Annotated in this window: 15 protein-coding genes; 1 reads left to right on the forward strand and 14 read right to left on the reverse strand. The window is 70.8% G+C overall.

The genetic code is table 11. The features are described from left to right. Positions 1–32: 32 nt before the first annotated feature. On the reverse strand, positions 33–815 hold the full coding sequence (locus E1182_RS02470; protein ID WP_132260975.1) for an IclR family transcriptional regulator: 783 nt from the start codon (positions 813–815) through the stop codon (positions 33–35). A gap of 156 nt (positions 816–971) precedes the next feature. On the opposite strand from E1182_RS02470, the gene E1182_RS02475 reads away from it, so the two are divergent. Then, positions 972–2,150, forward strand: a complete 1,179-nt coding sequence (locus tag E1182_RS02475; protein ID WP_132260976.1) for an MFS transporter — start codon at positions 972–974, stop codon at positions 2,148–2,150. Between the two features lie 34 nt (positions 2,151–2,184). On the opposite strand, the gene E1182_RS02480 is transcribed toward E1182_RS02475, so the two are convergent. The 13 genes from E1182_RS02480 to E1182_RS02540 form a co-directional block, all read right to left on the reverse strand. Continuing rightward, on the reverse strand, positions 2,185–3,270 hold the full coding sequence (locus tag E1182_RS02480; RefSeq protein ID WP_132260977.1) for a polyprenyl synthetase family protein: 1,086 nt from the start codon (positions 3,268–3,270) through the stop codon (positions 2,185–2,187). A 90-nt stretch (positions 3,271–3,360) separates the two neighbouring features. Next, positions 3,361–4,914 carry an NADH-quinone oxidoreductase subunit NuoN gene (nuoN, locus tag E1182_RS02485; protein ID WP_132260978.1) on the reverse strand — a complete coding sequence of 518 codons (1,554 nt, stop codon included), beginning with the start codon at positions 4,912–4,914 and terminating at the stop codon, positions 3,361–3,363. Positions 4,915–4,975: 61 nt separating this feature from the next. Continuing rightward, positions 4,976–6,508, reverse strand: coding sequence for an NADH-quinone oxidoreductase subunit M (locus tag E1182_RS02490; RefSeq protein WP_132260979.1), 1,533 nt, complete (start codon positions 6,506–6,508; stop codon positions 4,976–4,978). A 61-nt stretch (positions 6,509–6,569) separates the two neighbouring features. After that, positions 6,570–8,528, reverse strand: coding sequence for an NADH-quinone oxidoreductase subunit L (gene nuoL, locus E1182_RS02495; protein ID WP_132260980.1), 1,959 nt, complete (start codon positions 8,526–8,528; stop codon positions 6,570–6,572). Between the two features lie 12 nt (positions 8,529–8,540). Continuing rightward, the gene (gene nuoK, locus E1182_RS02500) at positions 8,541–8,840 is read right to left on the reverse strand and encodes an NADH-quinone oxidoreductase subunit NuoK (RefSeq protein WP_132260981.1); all 300 of its coding nucleotides are present in this window, start codon (positions 8,838–8,840) and stop codon (positions 8,541–8,543) included. Beyond that, positions 8,837–9,607, reverse strand: a complete 771-nt coding sequence (locus E1182_RS02505; protein WP_132260982.1) for an NADH-quinone oxidoreductase subunit J — start codon at positions 9,605–9,607, stop codon at positions 8,837–8,839. Before E1182_RS02505 ends, nuoK begins: the two co-directional genes overlap by 4 nt. Then, positions 9,604–10,245: an NADH-quinone oxidoreductase subunit NuoI gene (nuoI, locus tag E1182_RS02510; RefSeq protein ID WP_132260983.1), complete on the reverse strand. Its 642-nt coding sequence runs from the start codon at positions 10,243–10,245 to the stop codon at positions 9,604–9,606. The genes E1182_RS02505 and nuoI overlap by 4 nt, the downstream gene beginning before the upstream one ends. 1 nt (position 10,246) lies before the next feature. After that, positions 10,247–11,599 carry an NADH-quinone oxidoreductase subunit NuoH gene (gene nuoH / locus E1182_RS02515; RefSeq protein WP_132260984.1) on the reverse strand — a complete coding sequence of 451 codons (1,353 nt, stop codon included), beginning with the start codon at positions 11,597–11,599 and terminating at the stop codon, positions 10,247–10,249. Next, the gene (locus tag E1182_RS02520; protein WP_132260985.1) at positions 11,596–14,097 is read right to left on the reverse strand and encodes an NADH-quinone oxidoreductase subunit G; all 2,502 of its coding nucleotides are present in this window, start codon (positions 14,095–14,097) and stop codon (positions 11,596–11,598) included. The genes nuoH and E1182_RS02520 overlap by 4 nt, the downstream gene beginning before the upstream one ends. Further along, the gene (gene nuoF, locus E1182_RS02525) at positions 14,097–15,413 is read right to left on the reverse strand and encodes an NADH-quinone oxidoreductase subunit NuoF (RefSeq protein WP_132260986.1); all 1,317 of its coding nucleotides are present in this window, start codon (positions 15,411–15,413) and stop codon (positions 14,097–14,099) included. Before nuoF ends, E1182_RS02520 begins: the two co-directional genes overlap by 1 nt. Continuing rightward, positions 15,410–16,522, reverse strand: a complete 1,113-nt coding sequence (gene nuoE, locus E1182_RS02530) for an NADH-quinone oxidoreductase subunit NuoE (RefSeq protein WP_132260987.1) — start codon at positions 16,520–16,522, stop codon at positions 15,410–15,412. Before nuoE ends, nuoF begins: the two co-directional genes overlap by 4 nt. Continuing rightward, positions 16,519–17,844, reverse strand: a complete 1,326-nt coding sequence (locus tag E1182_RS02535; RefSeq protein WP_132260988.1) for an NADH-quinone oxidoreductase subunit D — start codon at positions 17,842–17,844, stop codon at positions 16,519–16,521. The genes nuoE and E1182_RS02535 overlap by 4 nt, the downstream gene beginning before the upstream one ends. Next, positions 17,841–18,578: an NADH-quinone oxidoreductase subunit C gene (locus E1182_RS02540; protein WP_132260989.1), complete on the reverse strand. Its 738-nt coding sequence runs from the start codon at positions 18,576–18,578 to the stop codon at positions 17,841–17,843. The genes E1182_RS02535 and E1182_RS02540 overlap by 4 nt, the downstream gene beginning before the upstream one ends. Positions 18,579–18,623: the final 45 nt, after the last annotated feature.

An 18,623-nucleotide genomic window follows, 5' to 3' on the forward strand; every position in this document is an offset into this window, starting at 1 on the left:
GTCGGCGTGTCGGTGATCGGCCGGGCGGGAGGTCACGTGTCGGCGGTGATGATGTCGGCGAGGGACCGGGCGACGGTCAGCAGCTTGGCCCGTACCACCCGGGCGGAGGTCATCATCTCGCTGGCCGGCAGCGCGCAGGCCAGCGCCACCCGACGTTCGATGTCCTTGTCCGGGGCTACCAGCACCGCCGCGCAGGCCACCCCCTGCCGGAACTGCCCCAGCTCCAACTGCATGCCACGGCGTTCCCCGGCGGCCAGGTCCGCCTCGAACGCCTCCACCGTGGTCAGGGTGGCGGTCGTGAACGGGCGCATGCCGTACTCGCGCAGGTAGCGGAAACGCTGGTCGGGGGTGAGCGTGGCGAGCAGGCTCTTGCCGAGCGCGGTCGCGTGCGCGCCCTCGTCGAAGCCGGGCACCAGCTCCTCCAGGTGCGGCGAGCGGACGCCCTCGGCGGCCGCGGTGACCGCCACCTGCCCGCCCACGAAGCGGCCGAGGTAGTGACTCCAGCCGGTGTCGGCGGCGGCTCGGCGCAGCGTCTCCCCGACCGCCGGCGGCCCTCGGAAGGCGGTCACCAGCTCCCGGTACCGGTCGGCGACCTCCAGCCCGACGATGTAGGTGCCGTCCTCCCGGCGAATCACGTAACCCTCGTACGCCAGAGTGCGGACCAGGTGGTAGGTGGTGGCGACGGTCAGCTCGCACCGCCGGGCGATCTGCTTGACGGTCAGCCCCTTCGGGGCGCGACCGACCGACTCGAGCACGCGCAGGGCGCGGGAGACGCTCCGGATGAGATCCGAAGGCTCCGCCAGGGGGTCGCGCACAACCACCTCCGCAGCCGGGGACTTACACCATATGAAAAAACGCCCAGGGACGGAACGCCCGTTCGGGTCGAGAATGCCAGACCAGCATGTACGTGACGGGTATCGCTGCGCCACACCGGGCGGTCGGAAAGCAGACTCACGTACGTTGGCCGCACCATGACCGACACCGACCTCACCTCATCCACGCACCGGCCCGAGGTACGCCCGCTGCGCGCCGGTGCCGGCGCCGTCGCCACCACCATCGCCTGCGTGCTGCCGGTGTTCCTGGTCGGTGGTCTGGCCGTGCAGATGGGCGACGACCTCCATTTCTCCCCGGCCGGGCTGGGGTTGGCCGTCGCGGTGTACTTCGGCGTCAGCGCGCTGGCCTCGGTCCCGTCGGGGCGTCTCGTCGAGCGGTACGGGCCGGTCACGGTGGCCCGCGCCGGCATCCTGATCGCCGCCGCCTGCCTGCTCGCCATCGCGACGTTGGCCCGCTCGTACCCGGTGCTGGTGGTCCTGCTGGGGTTGAGCGCCGCGGCGAACGCGCTCGGTCAACTCGCCAGCAACGCGGCGCTGGCCCGGCACGTCCCGGCCCGCCGGCAGGGGCTCTCCTTCGGCGTGAAACAGGCCGCGATCCCCGCTTCCACCCTGCTGGCCGGCGCGGCGGTACCCGCCATCGCACTCACCGCCGGGTGGCGTTGGGCGTTCGTGGCCGCTTCGGTCGCCGCGCTGGCCACCCTGCCCGCCGTACCCCCGGGCGACGCCGGGCCGAAACGACGCGCCGCGTCGGCGCGCGGCGGGCGGGCCACCGCGGCGCTCGTGGTGGTGGGGGTGGCGGCGACCCTCGCGGCGGCTGCCGCGAACGCACTGGGCACCTTCCTGGTCGACTCTGCGGTGGCGCGTGGTCTCGCGCCGGGGCTGGCCGGGCTGACCCTCACCCTGGGCAGCGCGGTCTGCGTGACCGCCCGGGTGGGTGGGGGCTGGCTCGCCGACCGGCGTGCCGAGGGGCACGTCGCGCTGATCGCCGGAATGCTGGTGGTGGGCGCGGCCGGGTTGGGTCTGCTCGCGGTGGCCGGCACGGTGCCGCTGGTGGTGGGCGTGGTGCTCGGTTTCGGTCTGGGCTGGGCCTGGCCGGGGCTGATGAACTTCGCCGTGGTCAAGCTGCATCCGCAGGCTCCGGCCGCCGCCACCTCGATCACCCAGACCGGGGTGTACGCGGGCGGCTGCCTCGGCCCGCTCGGGCTGGGCACCATCGCCGCCGCCTTCGGCTACCCGATGATGTGGCTGGCCGCCGCCGCGGCCATGCTCGCCGCCGCCGCCTTCATGCTCACCGGCAGCCGCCTCCTCGCCCGCTGAGCCCCGCGTCCGGCCAAGCCGCGCGCGGGGGCGGTCAGCCGGTGCGGTCGGCGATGTGGTCGCAGAGCGATTCGAGGGCCCGGCGGGCCGGGCTGTCCGGCAGTGGGGCGAGTTGCGCCCGAGCGCCCTCGGCGTAGCTGCGTACCGTCTCCCGGGCCCGCTTGAGCGCCGGCGACTCGCGCAGCAGGCCGAGCGCCTCGGCGTGCAGCGCGTCGTCGACCAGCGGGCCGGTGGCCAGGATCTCCCGCAGCCGCACCGAGGCGGCATCCGAGTCGTCGGCGGCCCGGGCGTAGAGCACCGGCAGGGTCGGCACGCCCTCGCGCAGGTCCGTCCCGGGTGTCTTGCCCGACTGCCGCGACTCGCTGGCGATGTCGAGCAGGTCGTCGGAGAGCTGGAAGGCCACCCCGATGGTCTCGCCGTAGCCTGCCAGAGCCTCGGTGTGCGCGACCGACGCGCCGCCGAACATGCCACCGAAGCGGGCCGAGGTGGCGATCAGCGAGCCGGTCTTCTCCGCGATCACGTTCAGGTAGTGGGCGATCGGGTCCTCGCCGGCGCGGGGGCCGACGGTCTCGGCGATCTGGCCGTGGACCAGCCGGGCGAACGTGCGCGCCTGGAGCCGGACCGCCTCGGGGCCGAGGTCGGCGGCGATGTCCGCGGCCCGGGCGAAAAGGTAGTCGCCCACCAGGATGGCCACCGAGTTCGTCCAGCGGGAGTTGGCGCTCGGCGCACCGCGCCGGACGGCTGCCTCGTCCATCACGTCGTCGTGGTAGAGCGTCGCCAGGTGGGTGAGTTCCATCACCACCGCGGCCGGGATCACCTGCGGGGCCCCCGCGTCACCGAACTGGGCGCCCAGCGCCACCAGCAGCGGCCGGAATCGCTTCCCGCCGGCCTCCACCAGATGCCGCGCCGCCTCGGTGACGAACGGATCGGCGCTGGCCACGCTGGCCCGCAGCTCGGTCTCGACGGAGTCGAGCAGACCCAGCACGGACGACTCGACGTGCGGGTCGGCGAGATGAACGCCGAGCGCGCCGATCTGGCCCGTGCCCGCCCGGCCCCGACGACCGCCGGAACCGACCGCCTCTGAACGCTCGCCAGCCGGATTCACCACGCCCTCAACCATGCCACACCCGTTCGACCTGCTCCGGGGCGGGGATACGGCCCGGGGCCGGTGCGCCACCGCGCACCGGCCCCGGATCCGAGGAACGACGGTTCACCTGACGAACGTCGCGGCGTCTGTCGCCAGATCGAGCAGCGGCGCGGGAAGCACCCCGAGCACCAGGGTGGCCGCCACGCCGATCATGAGCGCGGTGGCGGTCAGCCCACCCGGCACGGTGACCGTCGGGGTGCTGTCCCCGGGCTCGGACAGCCACATCATCACCACGACCCGCAGGTACGGGAACGCCAGCACCATGCTGGTCAGCACACCGGCCACCACCAGCCACGCCTGACCGCTCTCCAGGGCAGGACCGAAGACCGCGAACTTGCCCATGAAGCCACTGGTCAGCGGGATACCGGCGAAGGCCAGCAGGATGAAGGTGAAGACGCCGGCGTAGAACGGCGAGCGGCGACCCAGCCCGGCCCAGCGGGACAGGTGGGTGGCCTCGCCGTCCGCGTCCCGGACCAGGGTCACCACGGCGAACGCGGCCAGCACCGAGAACCCGTACGCGGCCAGGTAGAACATCGTGCCCGCGACGCCCGCGCCGGTCGGCGCGAGCACACCCACCAGCAGGTAGCCGGCATTGGCGATCGACGAGTACGCCAGCAGCCGCTTGATGTCGGTCTGGGTCACCGCCAGCACCGCGCCGACCAGCATGGTCAGCACCGCCACCACGCCGAGGATCGGGGTGAAGTCCCAGGCGGCGTCCGCGAACGCCACGTGGAACACCCGCAGCAGGGCCCCGAAGGCGGCGACCTTGGTGCAGGCCGCCATGAAGGCGGTGACCGGCGTCGGGGCGCCCTGGTAGACGTCCGGCGTCCAGACGTGGAACGGCGCGGCGGCGGCCTTGAACAGCAGGCCGATGGCGAGCAGCGCCATGCCGGCGAAGAGCAGCACCGGGCTGGCCGGCGAATCCTTCACCGCGGCGTGCACGGTGGCGAAGTCGACGCCCGCCGCCCGATCCGGCATCCCGGCGGTGAAGCCGTAGACCAGCGCCACACCGAACAGGAAGAACGCCGAGGCGTACGCGCCGAGCAGGAAGTACTTCATCGCCGCCTCCTGGCTCAGCAGCCGCCGACGGCGGGCCAGCGCGCAGAGCAGGTAGAGCGGCAGCGAGAAGACCTCGAGCGCGATGAACATGGTCAGCAGGTCGTTCGCCGCCACGAAGATCAGCATGCCGCCGACGGCGAAGGTGGTCAGCGGGTAGACCTCGGTCGCGCCGTTGCTCCCCTCGGCCTGCCGCCGGTCGTCGTCCGACTCGGCGGTCACCGCGGCCTGGGCGACGAACGCCCCGCCGCGTTCCACCGAGCGCTCCCCGATCAGCAGCAGCGCCATGGCGGCGAGCACCAGGATGGCGCCCTGGAGGAACAGCGTCGGACCGTCGACGGCGATCGCGCCACCGATGGTGACCAGTCGCTCGTCGGCGTTGAACACGACCATCACCAGTGCGCCGAGCACCGCCACCAGGGCGAGTGAGAGCTGCGTCAGGTGCCGGTGGCGGCGCGGCACGAAGGCCTCGACCAGCACCCCGAGCAGGGCCACGCCGAGCATGATCAGGATCGGGGAGAGCGCCGCGTAGTCGATCGACGGCAGTTTCAGCTCGGTCACTGGTCTGACCTTTCGTTCGCGACTGCGGGGCTCACTCGCTGCGCTCGTTCACTCCTCGCGCTCACCGGCTAGCCTCCTGGACGCTGCCGACCTCAGGGGCGGGATCGGTCTTGCCGACGTCCTGCATGGTCGCCTGGACGGCGGGGTTGATGACATCGGTGACCGGCTTCGGATAGAAGCCGAGCAGCAGGATCAGGGCGATCAGTGGGGCGACCACGAACTTCTCCCGCAGGCTCAGGTCGCGGCGCATCGCCTCGATGCCGGTCAGCTCCGGGTTGAGGGTGCCCTGCGTGGTGCGCTGCACCATCCACAGCACGTAGGCGGCGGCCAGGATGATGCCCAGGGTGGCGATCACCGCGACCGGCTTGTTCACCGTGAACGTGCCGATCAGCACCAGGAACTCGGAGACGAACGGTGCCGTGCCGGGCAGGGCCAGGGAGGCCAGGCCGGCGAAGAAGAGCACCCCGGCCAGCAGCGGCATCAGCTTGCCCGCGCCGCCGAAGTCCTTGATCAGCGCCGAGCCCCGGCGGGCGATCAGCATCCCCACCACCAGGAACAGCAGGCCGGTGGCGAGCCCGTGGTTGAGCATGTAGAGCACCGCGCCGGTGCCGGCCTGGGTGGTGAAGGCAAAGATACCGACCCCGATGAAACCGAAGTGGGCGATCGAGGTGTACGACACCAGCCGCTTCAGGTCGGACTGCCCCACCGCCAGCAACGCCGCGTAGATGATGCCGATCAGGCCCAGCGCCAGCGCCCACGGCGCGAACCACTTCGACGCCTCGGGGAACAGCGGCAGGCAGTACCGCAGGATGCCGAAGGTGCCGACCTTGTCCAGCACCCCGACCAGCAGTGCGGCGGCGCCCGCCGGGGCGGCCCCACCGGCGTCCGGCAGCCAGGTGTGGAAGGGGAAGAACGGCGCCTTGATGGCGAAGGCGAGGAAGAAGCCGAGGAACAGCCAACGCTCGGTGCCGGTGGAGATGTCCACCTGGGTCAGCGTCTGCCAGTCGAGGGTCTTCCCGCCGACCACCCAGAGGCCGACCACCGCGGCCAGCATGAACAGACCGCCGACGAGCGAGTAGAGGAAGAACTTCACCGCCGCGTACTGCCGTTGGTGGCCGCCGTAGCTGCCGATCAGGAAGTACATCGGCACCAGCATGACCTCGAAGAACACGTAGAACAGGAAGACGTCGGCGGCGGCGAAGACGCCGATCATCGTGCACTCGAGGACGAGCAGCAGGGCGAAGTAGACCGGCACCGACCGCTTCGAGGACTCGGCGTCGTGCCAGGACGCCAGGATCACCAGCGGCACCAGCACCGCGATCAGCATCAACATGACCAGCGCGATGCCGTCCGCGGCGAAGGTGAAGTTGACCCCCCAGGTCGGGATCCACGGGTACGACTCACGGAACTGCAACCGGTCGCCGTCGACCTGGAACGACACCCACATGACCACGGAGAGCGCCAGCACGAGCAGTGACCAGCCGAGCGCCACCTGCTTGGCCAGCTCGGGCCGCCGCCGGGGCAGCAGGACCACCACCAGCGCACCGACCAGCGGCGCCACGGTGAGCACCGAGAGGAACGGGAAGTCGGACATTATTCGGCCTTACCTCCGTCGTCACTGCGCGGTCCGCCGACGACGGCCGCCTGAAGGTCGATCACGCCAACCACCCCGCCTGTACGGCCAGGAACGCCGCCACCACCAGCAGCGCGCCGGTGAGGATGGACGTCGCGTACGACCGGACGAAGCCGGTCTGCAGCCGGCGGAGCCGGCCGGAGCCGCCACCGACCGCCGCCGCCAGGCCGTTGACCAGCCCGTCGACGCCTCGGTTGTCCAGGAAGACCAGTGCCCGGGTGAGGAAGATACCGGGCTTCTCGAAGACCGCCTCGTTGAAGGCGTCGGTGTACAGGTTGCGCCGGGCGGCGGTGACCAGCACCCCGGCTGGCTGCGGCTCGGTGGCCGTGCCGTTGCGGAACAGCATCCAGGCCAGCCCGGCTCCGGCGACGGTGACCAGCAGCGAGAGCACGGTGATCACGACGTGCGACAGGACCGCCTCGTGCCCCTCCGTCTGGCCACCCAGGCCGGCGGTGGCGGTCAACCAGTCCGGCACCGACGTGGCGAGCAGGAAACCGGCACCGACCGACCCGATCGCCAGCAGGATCAGCGGGATCGTCATCAGCTTCGGCGACTCGTGCGGGTGCTCGATGTCCTCGGTCCACCGCTTCGGTCCGTGGAAGGTGAGCACGAACAGCCGGGTCATGTAGAAGGCGGTCAGCCCCGCACCGAGCAGCGCCGCGCCGCCGAACAGCCAGGCCGTCCAGCCCTCCCGCTCGAACGCGGCCACGATGATCGGCTCCTTGGAGAAGAAGCCGGAGAAGGGGAACATGCCGATGATGGCCAGCCAGCCCATCATGAAGGTGATCCAGGTGACCTTCATGTACTTCGACAGGCCGCCGAAGCGGCGGATGTCCACCTGGTCGTTCATGCCGTGCATGACCGAGCCGGCGCCGAGGAACATGTTGGCCTTGAAGAAGCCGTGCGCCAGCAGGTGCACGATGGCCAGCGCGTACGCCCCGCCGCCCAGGCCGACGCCGAGGAACATGTAGCCGATCTGGCTCACCGTCGACCAGGCCAGCACCCGCTTGATGTCGTCCTTGGCCGCGCCGATGAGGCAGCCCATCAGCAGGGTGACCGCGCCGACACTGACCACCACGAGCTGGAGCGTGGCGTTGGCCGAGAAGATCGGGTTCGAGCGGGCGATCAGGTAGACGCCGGCGGTGACCATGGTGGCGGCGTGGATGAGCGCCGACACCGGGGTCGGGCCCTCCATCGCGTCCGGCAGCCACGCCTGGAGCGGGAACTGGCCGGACTTGCCGCACGCGCCGAGCAGCAGAAGCAGGCCCAGCACCAGCACGGTGCCGCCGGCCAGCCCGCCGACGCCGGTGAAGACCTCGTCGTACTGGGTGGTGCCGAGGGTGGCGAACATGATGAAGATGCCGATCGCCAGGCCGGCGTCGCCGACCCGGTTCATCAGGAACGCCTTCTTGCCGGCGGTGGCCGCGCTCGGCCGCCCGTACCAGAAGGAGATCAGCAGGTACGACGCCAGACCGACGCCCTCCCAGCCGAAGTAGAGCATCACGTAGTTGTTGCCGAGCACCAGCAGCAGCATCGCGGCGACGAACAGGTTGAAGTACGCGAAGAACCGCCGCCGGCCCTCGTCGTGCGCCATGTACTCGACCGCGTAGAGGTGGATCAGGAAACCCACCCCGGTGATCAGCAGGACGAAGACCGCGGCCAGCGGATCGAAGAGCAGCCCGAAGTCCACTCTCAGGTTGCCGACGGCGATGAAGTCCCAGAGGCTCAGCTCGACGGACTTGTTCTCCAGGCCGCGCAGCTGGAAGAAGGAGGCCACCCCGAGCACGAACGCGACGCCGATCGCGGCCACCCCGAGCCAGTGCCCCCAGCGGTCCGCCCGCCGGCCGAGCAGCAGCAGGATGGCTGCGCTGACCAGCGGAACCGCCACCAGCAGCCAGACGCTGCTCAGCAGGCCGCTGGCCGCCGCGTAGGTGGCGGCACCGGTCGGCTCTGCCTGGGCGTACGTCAGAATGTGATCCACCGCAGGGCCCCTTTAGTACTTCAGCAGGTTGGCGTCGTCGACGCTCGCCGAGCGCCGGGTCCGGAAGATCGACATGATGATGGCGAGCCCGATCACGACCTCGGCCGCGGCCACCACCATCACGAAGAACGCCATGATCTGGCCGTTGAGGTCACCGTTGATCCGGCTGAAGGTGACCAGCGTCAGGTTCGCCGCGTTGAGCATCAGCTCGACGCACATGAACAGCACGATCGCGTTACGCCGGACCAGCACGCCGACGGCGCCGATGGTGAAGAGCACCGCCGCGAGGATGAGGTAGTAGTCGGGGGTCATTTGTCAGTCCCCTTCAGGGAGGTTTCCTCGGCGGTCATCTCCCGCACCGGCAGGATCTCCGGGGTGCTGCGCTCGGTCAGCCGGCCGTCGGGCAGGCGGGCCGGGGTGGCCACCGAGGACGAGGTGGCGAAGACACCGGGGCCGGGCTTCGGACCCGGGTAGTTGCCGGGGCGGAACCGGGCCTTCATGGTGGCGACCTGGTCCATCCGGTCCTCCCGGCGCCGCTCGATGTGCGCCAGCACCATCGCGCCGACGGCCGCCGTGATCAGCAGCGCCGAGGTCAGCTCGAAGGCGAAGACGTACTTGGTGAAGAGCAGCCGCGCGATGCCCTGCACGTTCCCCTCGGCGTTGGCCTGCTCCAGGCCCACTCCGGCGGTCCCGCCGAGCGCCCGGTGCAGACCGGTGCCGACCAGGCCGGCGAAGCCGAGACCCAGCACCACCGCGGCGATCCGCTGCCCGCGCAACGTCTCGATCAGCGAGTCGGAGGCGTCCCGGCCGACCAGCATCAGCACGAAGAGGAAGAGCATCATGATCGCGCCGGTGTAGACGATGATCTGCACCATGCCGATGAACGGGCCGGCCTGGAGCACGTAGAACACGCCCAGGCAGAGCATGGTCAGCACCAGCCAGAGCGCCGAGTGCACGGCGTTGCGGGCCCACACCATGCCGATCGCGCCGATCAGCGCCAGCGGGGCGAGGATCCAGAAGGTGACCTCCTCACCCCCGGACACCTCACCCGCCGCGGCGAGCACCGTAGACGTGGTCATGCTTCTGCTCCCTTGCCCGCCTCGGCCCGCTGGGCGTGCTGCTCGGCGCCGGGGAAGGTCACCCCCGGGTGTTCCTCGAGCTGGTAGCGGCCCGGGTTGTTGGCCGATCGCTCGGCCCCGGCCGAGACACCCGGGTTGTCCAGCGCGCCGACGTAGTAGTCCTTCTCGCTGTCACCCAGCCGCATCGGGTGCGGCGGCTGCTCCATACCCGGCAGCAACGGCGCGAGCAGCTGCTCCTTCGTGAAGATCAGATCCTGCCGGTTGTCGCGGGCCAGCTCGTACTCGTTGCTCATGGTCAGCGAACGGGTCGGGCAGGCCTCGATGCAGAGCCCGCAGAAGATGCACCGGGCGTAGTTGATCTGGTAGACGCTGGCGTACCGCTCACCTGGCGAGAAGCGTTGCTCCTCGCTGTTGTCGCCACCCTCGACGTAGATCGCGTCCGCCGGGCAGGCCCAGGCGCACAGCTCGCAGCCGATGCACTTCTCCAGGCCGTCCGGGTGCCGGTTCAGGATGTGCCGGCCGTGATAGCGCGGCGCCGAAACCGGCGGCTTGAACGGGTAGTCGGTGGTGACGACCTTCCTGAACATGTGCGAGAAGGTGACCCCGAAGCCCTTGAACGTTCCGGTGATCGCGCCCACGTCACACCTCCCTGGAGTCCGAGCCGGCAACGATGTTGGCCGGCTCCCGCTCGGCGACCACGCGCTTGGTGCGCGGGCTCGGTGGTACCTGAAGGTCCAGCGGGGGCAGCGGGAAGCTGCCCGGTGGACGGCTGTCGACCTGTTCCTGGAGAGTCGGCTTCGGCTTCGGCTGCCGGCTGGGCCAGAGGATCGTGATCAGCAGCAGCACACCCGCGCCGACGGCGGTGGCCAGCATCCGGTCCCGCGACTGCCAGTCCTCGATCGACCGCAGGCCGGCCAGGACCAGGATCCAGACCAGGTTGATCGGCAGCAGGACCTTCCAGCCCAGACGCATGAACTGGTCGTACCGGAGCCGAGGCAGGGTGCCCCGGAGCCAGACGAAGACGAAGACGAGGATCAGCACCTTGCCGAAGAACCACAGCATCGGCCACCAGCCGGAGTTGGCCCCCGCCCAGAAGGTGGTGATCGGGGCCGGGGCCCGCCAACCGCCGAGGAACAACGTCGTGGTCACCGCGGACATGGTCACCATCGCGACGTACTCGGAGAGCATGAAGAGCGCGAACTTCAGCGAGCTGTACTCGGTCATGAAGCCCGCGACCAGCTCCGACTCCGCCTCGGGAAGGTCGAACGGTGCCCGGTTGGTCTCACCGACGATGGCGATGAAGAAGATGATGAAGCTGGGCAGCAGCAGGATCGCGTACCAGCCGGGGGCCGGGATCTCGAAGCCGCCGAGGCTCAGCTTGGTGCCGCTCGCCTGGGCGGCGACGATCCCACTGGTGGACATCGTGCCGGCGGTCATGAAGACCGCCACGATGCTCAGCCCCATCGCGACCTCGTACGAGATCATCTGAGCGGTGGAGCGGAGACCGCCGAGCAGCGGGTACGTCGAACCGGAGGCCCAACCGCCGAGCACGACGCCGTAGACGGCCAGCGAGGAACACGCCAGCAGCACCAACACCGCCACCGGCACGTCGGTGACCTGCAACGGGGTCCGGTGCCCGAAGATGCTCACCATCGGACCGAACGGGATCACCGACAGGGCGGTGACCGCGCAGACCACCGAGATGACCGGTGCGAAGAAGTAGACGACCTTGTCCGCGGCCCGCGGGAGGATGTCCTCCTTGAAGGCCATCTTCAGACCGTCGGCGAGGGTCTGCAGCAGGCCGAACGGGCCGACCTGGTTCGGGCCGGGCCGGACCTGCATGTAGCCGACCACCCGCCGCTCGAACCAGACGCCGAGCAGCGTGGCCAACAGGCCGAACACGAACGCGAACACGATCTTGCCGAGGACCAGCCACCACGGGTCCCGGCCGAAGTCGGCCAGCGTCGGGTCCTGCGCGAGGAGGACGGTCACCGTGCCCACCTTTCGTTCGCGACTGCGGGGCTGCCGGTCTCGTCCGCGGCGGCCCGTTCGGCCGGGATGGCCCCGGCGGTGGCCGCGGAGATCCGGACGACCGTGCCGGACGTCGCGCCGAGGCTGCGCCGCACGGTCGAGCCGGGTGAGTTGGTCGGCAGCCAGACCACGCCGTCCGGCATCTCGGTGATCAGCGTCGGCAGGGTCACCGCCCCCCGGTCGGTGCCCACCGTCACCGGATCGCCGTCGGCGACACCGAGCGCCTCGGCGGTGCCCTTGCCGAGCCGGACCACCGGCGGGCGGGCGGTGCCGGCGAGGTGCTCGTCACCGTCGATGAGGCTGCCCAGGTCGATGAGCTGGTGCCAGGTGGCCAGCACGGCTTCGCCCGGCCCGGGCCTCGGCACGGCACCGGGCTCGACGCTGGGGACGGCCGGGGAATTCACCCGGGTCGGCGGCAGCCCGCCCAGCTCGCGGCGGATGCTCGGCACGTCGCCGGTGCCGAGCCGGACGTCGAGCTGCGCGGCGAGCGCGTCGAGCACCCGGCCGTCGGAGAGCGCCCCGGTGTGCAGCACCTCCTCGAAGGTGCGCAGCCGCCCCTCCCAGTCCAGGAAGCTGCCGGCCTTCTCGACCACCGGCGCGACCGGGAAGACGACGTCCGCCCGGCGGGTCACCGCTGAGTTGCGTAGTTCCAGGCTGACCAGGAACGGCACCGCGTCGAGGGCCTGTTCGGCCAGGCGCGGGTCGGCCAGGTCGGCCGGGTCCACGCCGGCCACCACCAGGGCGCCGAGCCGGCCGTCGGCCGCCGCGGCGAGGATCTGGTCGGTGTCCCGACCGGCCTGGCTGGGGATGACCCCGGCCGGGATGTCCCACGCCTCGCCGAGTTCCGCACGGGCGGCGGGCTCGGTCACCGGCCGCCCACCGGGCAGCAGGTTGGGCAGGCAACCGGCGTCGACCGCGCCGCGGTCACCCGCGCGCCTCGGCACCCAGGCCAGCTTCGCGCCGGTACGCCGGGCCACGTCCGCCGCGGCGGAGAGGCCGCCCGGTACGCTGGCCAGCCGCTCGCCGACGAAGAGGATGGCCCCCTCGGTGCCCAGCGCCTCGGCCACGGTGTGGTGTTCGGCGAGCACGCTCGCCTCCTCGCCCGGCACCACCCGGGCCAGCTTGGCGCCGAGCTTCTCCAGGCCGCGGGTGGCGAACGGGGCGATCGCGTAGACCGTCAGCTTCTTCTTCAGGTACGCCTTGCGCAGCCGCAGGAAGAGGATCGGGCACTCCTCCTCCGGCTCCAGGCCGACCAGCACCACCGCGGACGCCTTCTCCACGTCGGCGTAGGTCACCTCGGTGGCCCCGGCGACGGTGCTGGCCAGGAAGTCGGCCTCCTCGCGGGAGACCGGCCGGGCCCGGAAGTCGATGTCGTTGGTGTGCAGGGCGACCCGGGCGAACTTCGCGTACGCGTAGGCGTCCTCGACGGTGAGCCGGCCGCCGGTCAGCACCGCCGTGCCCTGCCCGCCGTCCCGGGCGGCGCGCAGCCCCTCGGCGGCCCGGGTCAGCGCCTCGCTCCAGGACGCCGCCCGCAGTTCCCCGCTGTGCTCGTCACGGACCAGCGGGGTGGTGAGCCGGTCGACGGCACGGGTGTACTGGAAGCCCCACCGGCCCTTGTCGCAGTTCCACTCCTCGTTGACCTGCGGGTCGTCGCCGGCCAGCCGGCGCAGCACCTTGCCCCGCCGCCAGTCGGTGCGCTGGGCGCAGCCGGCCGAGCAGTGCTCGCAGACACTCGGGCTGGAGACCAGGTCGAACGGCCGGGCCCGGAAACGGTACTGGGCACCGGTCAACGCCCCCACCGGGCAGATCTGCACGGTGTTGCCGGAGAAGTACGAGTTGAACGGGACGTCCCCGGCGTCGCCTTCCTCGCCGTACTCCTCGTCCCGGTAGATGTTGATCTCCTCGGCGGACGAGCGGCCCATCAGGTCGATGAACTTGTCGCCGGCGATCTCCTCGGAGAACCGGGTGCAGCGCTGGCAGAGCACGCACCGCTCGCGGTCGAGCAGCACCTGCGTGCTGATCTCCAGCGGCTTCTCGTACTCCCGCTTGTGCTCCTGGAACCGGGAGTCGGCGCGGCCGGTGGACATCGCCTGGTTCTGCAACGGGCACTCGCCGCCCTTGTCGCACATCGGGCAGTCCAGCGGGTGGTTGAGCAGCAGCAGCTCCATCACCCCCTCCTGCGCCTTCTTGGCGACCGGGGAGGTGAGCTGGGTACGGACCACCATGCCGTCGGCGACCGTCTGGGTGCAGGAGGCGACCGGCTTGCGCTGGCCCTCCACCTCCACCAGGCACTGGCGGCAGGCGCCCGCCGGGGCCAGCAGCGGGTGGTCGCAGAACCGGGGGATCTCCGTGCCCAACTGCTCGGCGACCCGGATCAACAGCGCACCCTTCGGGGCGGTGACCTCGACGCCGTCGATGGTGAGCGTGACCGTCTCGGTCTGCTTCGCTACGTCGGTCATTAGTGGGCTCCCACCAGCTGCTTGTCGGAGAGCTTCGGTGCGGTACGTCCCTCGATGTAGTCGAGGTAGTCCTGCTTGAAGTACTTCAGCGACGAGGTCACCGAGCTGGTCGCACCGTCACCCAGGCCGCAGAACGAGCGACCGAGGATGTTGTCGCAGGTGTCGAGCAGGGTGTCCAGGTCCTCGTGGGTGCCCTGGCCGGCGAGGATGCGCCGGTAGACCCGGACCATCCAGTAGTTGCCCTCCCGGCACGGGGTGCACTTGCCGCACGACTCGTGGTGGTAGAACTCCAGCCACCGGTAGGTCGCGTACACCGGGCAGTCCTGGTCGGAGAAGATCTGGGTGGCCGTGGTGCCCAGGATCGAGCCGGCCGCCGCCACCCCCTCGAAGTCCAGCGGCACATCCAGGTGCTCGGCGGTGAGCAGCGGGGTCGACGAGCCGCCCGGGGTCCAGAACCGCAGGTTGTGCCCGGGCTGCATGCCCCCGGCCAGCTCGATCAGCTCGCGCAGGGTGACCCCCATCGAGCACTCGTACTGACCGGGATGCGCGATCCGACCGGAGAGCGAGTAGATCATCGGTCCGGAGGACTTCTCGGTGCCCATGGTCTTCCACCACTCGGCGCCGCCCAGCACGATGTACGGCACGCTGGCGATGGTGCCGACGTTGTTGACCACCGTCGGGCTGGCGTACAGGCCGTGCGTCGCCGGGAACGGCGGGCGCAGCCGGGGCTGGCCCCGAAACCCCTCCAGCGAGTCCAGCAGCGCGGTCTCCTCGCCGCAGATGTACGCCCCGGCACCCGAGTGCACCACCAGGTCGAGGTCGAACTTCGAACCCAGGATGTTCTTGCCGAGGTAACCCTTGGCGTACGCCTCCCGCACGGCGTTGCGCAGCCGCCGCGCGGCGTGCACCGCCTCGCCCCGGATGTAGATGTAGGCGCGGTTGGCCCGGATCGCGTACGACGCGATGATCACGCCCTCGACCAGCGAGTGCGGGTCGTGCGTCATGAGCGGCAGGTCCTTGCAGGTGCCCGGCTCGCCCTCGTCGGCGTTGACCACCAGGTAGTGCGGCCTGCCGTCGCCCTGCGGGATGAAACCCCACTTCAGGCCGGTCGGGAAGCCCGCGCCGCCCCGACCCCGCAGGCCAGAGTCCTTGATCAACTGGATGAGGTCGTCCGGGTGGGCCTTGACGGCCTTACGCAGCGCGGCGTAGCCGTCGAGCTTCTCGTAGGTGCCGATCCGCCAGGCGTCCGGCGACAGCCAGCGCTTGGTCAGCACCGGCGTCAGCTTGGCCAGCGTCTCCGGCCGGGGAGTGGTCACTTCTGGACCCCCGTTTCGCTCGCGACGGCGGAACCCGCGCCGGTGGCGCCAGACCCTGCCTCGGCTTCTGAGAGGTTGCGCCGCTGCGCCCCGGCCTCGTCGCCGGCGGGCTTGCCGTCCCCGGCGGGCGGGTTGGCGGCGGCTCCGGCGGCCTGCGCCTCCTGCGCGTCGCGGGGCGACGGCGGGGTGGTGTCCGCCGGGACCTTGGTACCGGGCGCGTCGGGCACGGCGGTCGACGCGTCGGGCTGCCGGGTCTCGGCGGCCCGGGTCTCGGGCGACTTGTCGTCCGGTGCCTTGACGTCCGGCGCGGTGCTACCGGTGGCCTGCTCGGGCCGTGCCGGTACGCCGGTGCCCGCGTTGCCGGCCGGTGCCGGCTTCGCGGCCTCGGCCTTCGCCTTCGCCTCAGCGGCGGCCTTGTCGGCCTCGGCCTTGCTGCGGATCGGGGTGTTCGGGTCGAAGCCGGGCACCGAGATGCCGTGCTGCTCGGCCAGGCGCAGACCCCGCAGGGTCGGCTCCCCCGGCCCGCCGTCGGCGACCGCGCCCTCCCGCTCGTCGGCGAACCCGGCGAGCTGCACCGACATCTCCTTCAGCGTGCAGAGCCGGGCGCCCCGGGTCGGCATCGGCCGGCCGCCGGCCCGCAGCTCGTCGACCACGCCGAGCGCGCTCTGCGGGTCGACACCGTCGAAGAAGTCGTAGTTGACCGTCATCACCGGCCCGTAGTCGCAGGCCGCCAGGCACTCGGCGTGCTCCAGGGTGATCTTCCCGTCGGCGGTGGTCTCGTCGTGCCCGACGCCGAGGTGCTCGGCGAGGGTGTCGTAGACCTCCTGGCCACCGAGCACGTTGCACATCGTGTTGGTGCAGACGCTGACCAGGTAGTCACCGGTGGGCCGGCGCTTGTACATGGTGTAGAAGGTGGCGACGGCGCCGACCTGGGCCTTGTTCAGGCCGAGCACCTCGGCGCAGAACTCCACGCCGGCCGGGGAGACGTACCCCTCCTCCGACTGCACCAGGTGCAGCAGCGGCAGCAGCGCCGACCGGGACCGGTCGGCCGGGTACCGGGCGATGATCGCCCGCGCCCGCTCGCGCGTCGTGTCAGTGAAAACACTCATCGGTCACAACCACCCATCACGGGGTCCAGCGAGGCGCCACCGGCGATCACGTCGGCGATCAGGCCGCCCTCGGCCATCGCCGGGAGTGCCTGGAGGTTGACGAAGCTCGGTTCCCGGTAGTGCACCCGGTAGGGCCGGGTGCCACCGTCGGAGACGGCGTGCACGCCCAACTCGCCACGGGGCGACTCGATGCCGACGTACACCTGGCCCGGGGGGACCCGGAAACCCTCGGTGACCAGCTTGAAGTGGTGGATCAGCGACTCCATCGACTGACCCATGATCTTCGCGACGTGCTCCAGCGAGTTACCCATGCCGTCGACGCCGATGGCGAGCTGGGCCGGCCAGGCGATCTTCTTGTCGGCCACCATCACCGGGCCCGGCTTCAACCGGTCCAGCGCCTGCTCGACCAGCTTCAGCGACTCCCGGATCTCGGCGAGCCGGACCAGGTAGCGGCCCCAGACGTCGCCGTCGGTGTGCGTCGGCACGTCGAACTCGTACGTCTCGTAGCCGCAGTACGGCATGGTCTTGCGCAGGTCCCAGGCGAGGCCCGCGGAGCGCAGCACCGGGCCGGTCACCCCGAGGGCGAGGCAGGCGGTCACGTCCAGCACCGCCACGTTCTGGGTCCGCTCGATCCAGATCGGCTGGCCGGAGAGCAGGTCCTCGTACTCCTTGAGCTTCTTCGGCATCATCGTGAGGAACTCGCGGATCTTGACGATCGCCTCGTCCGGCACGTCCTGCGCCACGCCACCCGGCCGGACGTACGCGTGGTTCATCCGCAGGCCGGTGATCATCTCGAAGATCTCGAGGATGTACTCCCGCTCGCGGAAGCCGTACAGCATGATCGAAATCGCGCCCAGCTCCATACCGGTGGTGGCCAGCCACACCAGGTGCGAGGAGATCCGGTTCAGCTCCATCATCAGCACCCGGATGGTGTTGGCCCGCTCGGTCACCTCGTCGGTGATGCCGAGCAGCTTCTCCACCGCCAGCGCGTACGCCGTCTCGTTGAACAGCGGGGCGAGGTAGTCCATCCGGGTCACGAACGTCGAACCCTGGACCCAGTTGCGGTACTCCAGGTTCTTCTCGATGCCGGTGTGCAGGTAGCCGACGACCGAGCGGGCCTCGCGGACGGTCTCGCCCTCCAGCTCCAGGATCAGCCGGAGCACCCCGTGCGTGGACGGGTGCTGCGGACCCATGTTGACCACGATCCGCTCGTCGTTGATCGGGTCGGTGCCGGAGACGACCTCGTCCCAGTCCCCACCCGTGACGGTGAAGACCTTGCCCTCGGTCGTCTCGCGCTCGGTGGCGTAGTTCGACGCCGTCATTGGTACGACCTCCGTCGGTCCGGCGGGGGAATCTCCGCACCCTTGTACTCGACGGGCACGCCGCCGAGCGGGTAGTCCTTACGCTGCGGGTGCCCCTCCCAGTCGTCCGGCATGAGGATCCGGGTCAGGTTGGGGTGGCCGTCGAAGACGATGCCGAACATGTCGTACGTCTCCCGCTCCTGCCAGTCCGCGGTCGGGTAGACGGCCGTGACGCTCGGCAGGTGCGGGTGCTCGGCGGAGACGGCGGCCTCCAGCCGGACCCGGCGGCGGTACGTCATCGAGGTGAGCTGGTAGACCACGTGCAGCCGACGCTCGTCGGCGCCGAGGTAGTCCACGCCGGAGACCGAGGAGCAGAGCTCGAAGCGGAGCGCCAGGTCGTCGCGCATCACCTGGCAGACCTCGGCGATGCGCTCCGGGCGGACGTGCAGGGTCAGCTCGCCCCGGTCCACGACAACCTTCTCGATCGCGTCGCCGAAGGCCGGATACGCCTCCTCCAGCGCGTCGCGGACCTCGTCGAAGTAGCCGCCGTACGGCCGGGGGGTCTCCTCGACCGGCTTGCGCTGGCGGACCAGGCCACCGAACCCGGAGACGTCGCCGGTGCCGTGGATGCCGAACATGCCCCGACCGGCCGGGCTGGACGGCGGGTGCTCGGCGGGGGCGCCGCTGCTGGCACCGGCCGGGGTGACCGGTACCGGCACGCCCCCGTTGTCGTTCCTGTCGTTGGGCGCGGTCACCGTTCCTGCCTTCCGTTCGCGACTGCGGAGACCCTTACTCGCGAC

This window comes from Micromonospora sp. KC721 (assembly GCF_004348355.1).
In the GTDB taxonomy this organism is placed as follows: Bacteria; Actinomycetota; Actinomycetes; order Mycobacteriales; family Micromonosporaceae; genus Micromonospora.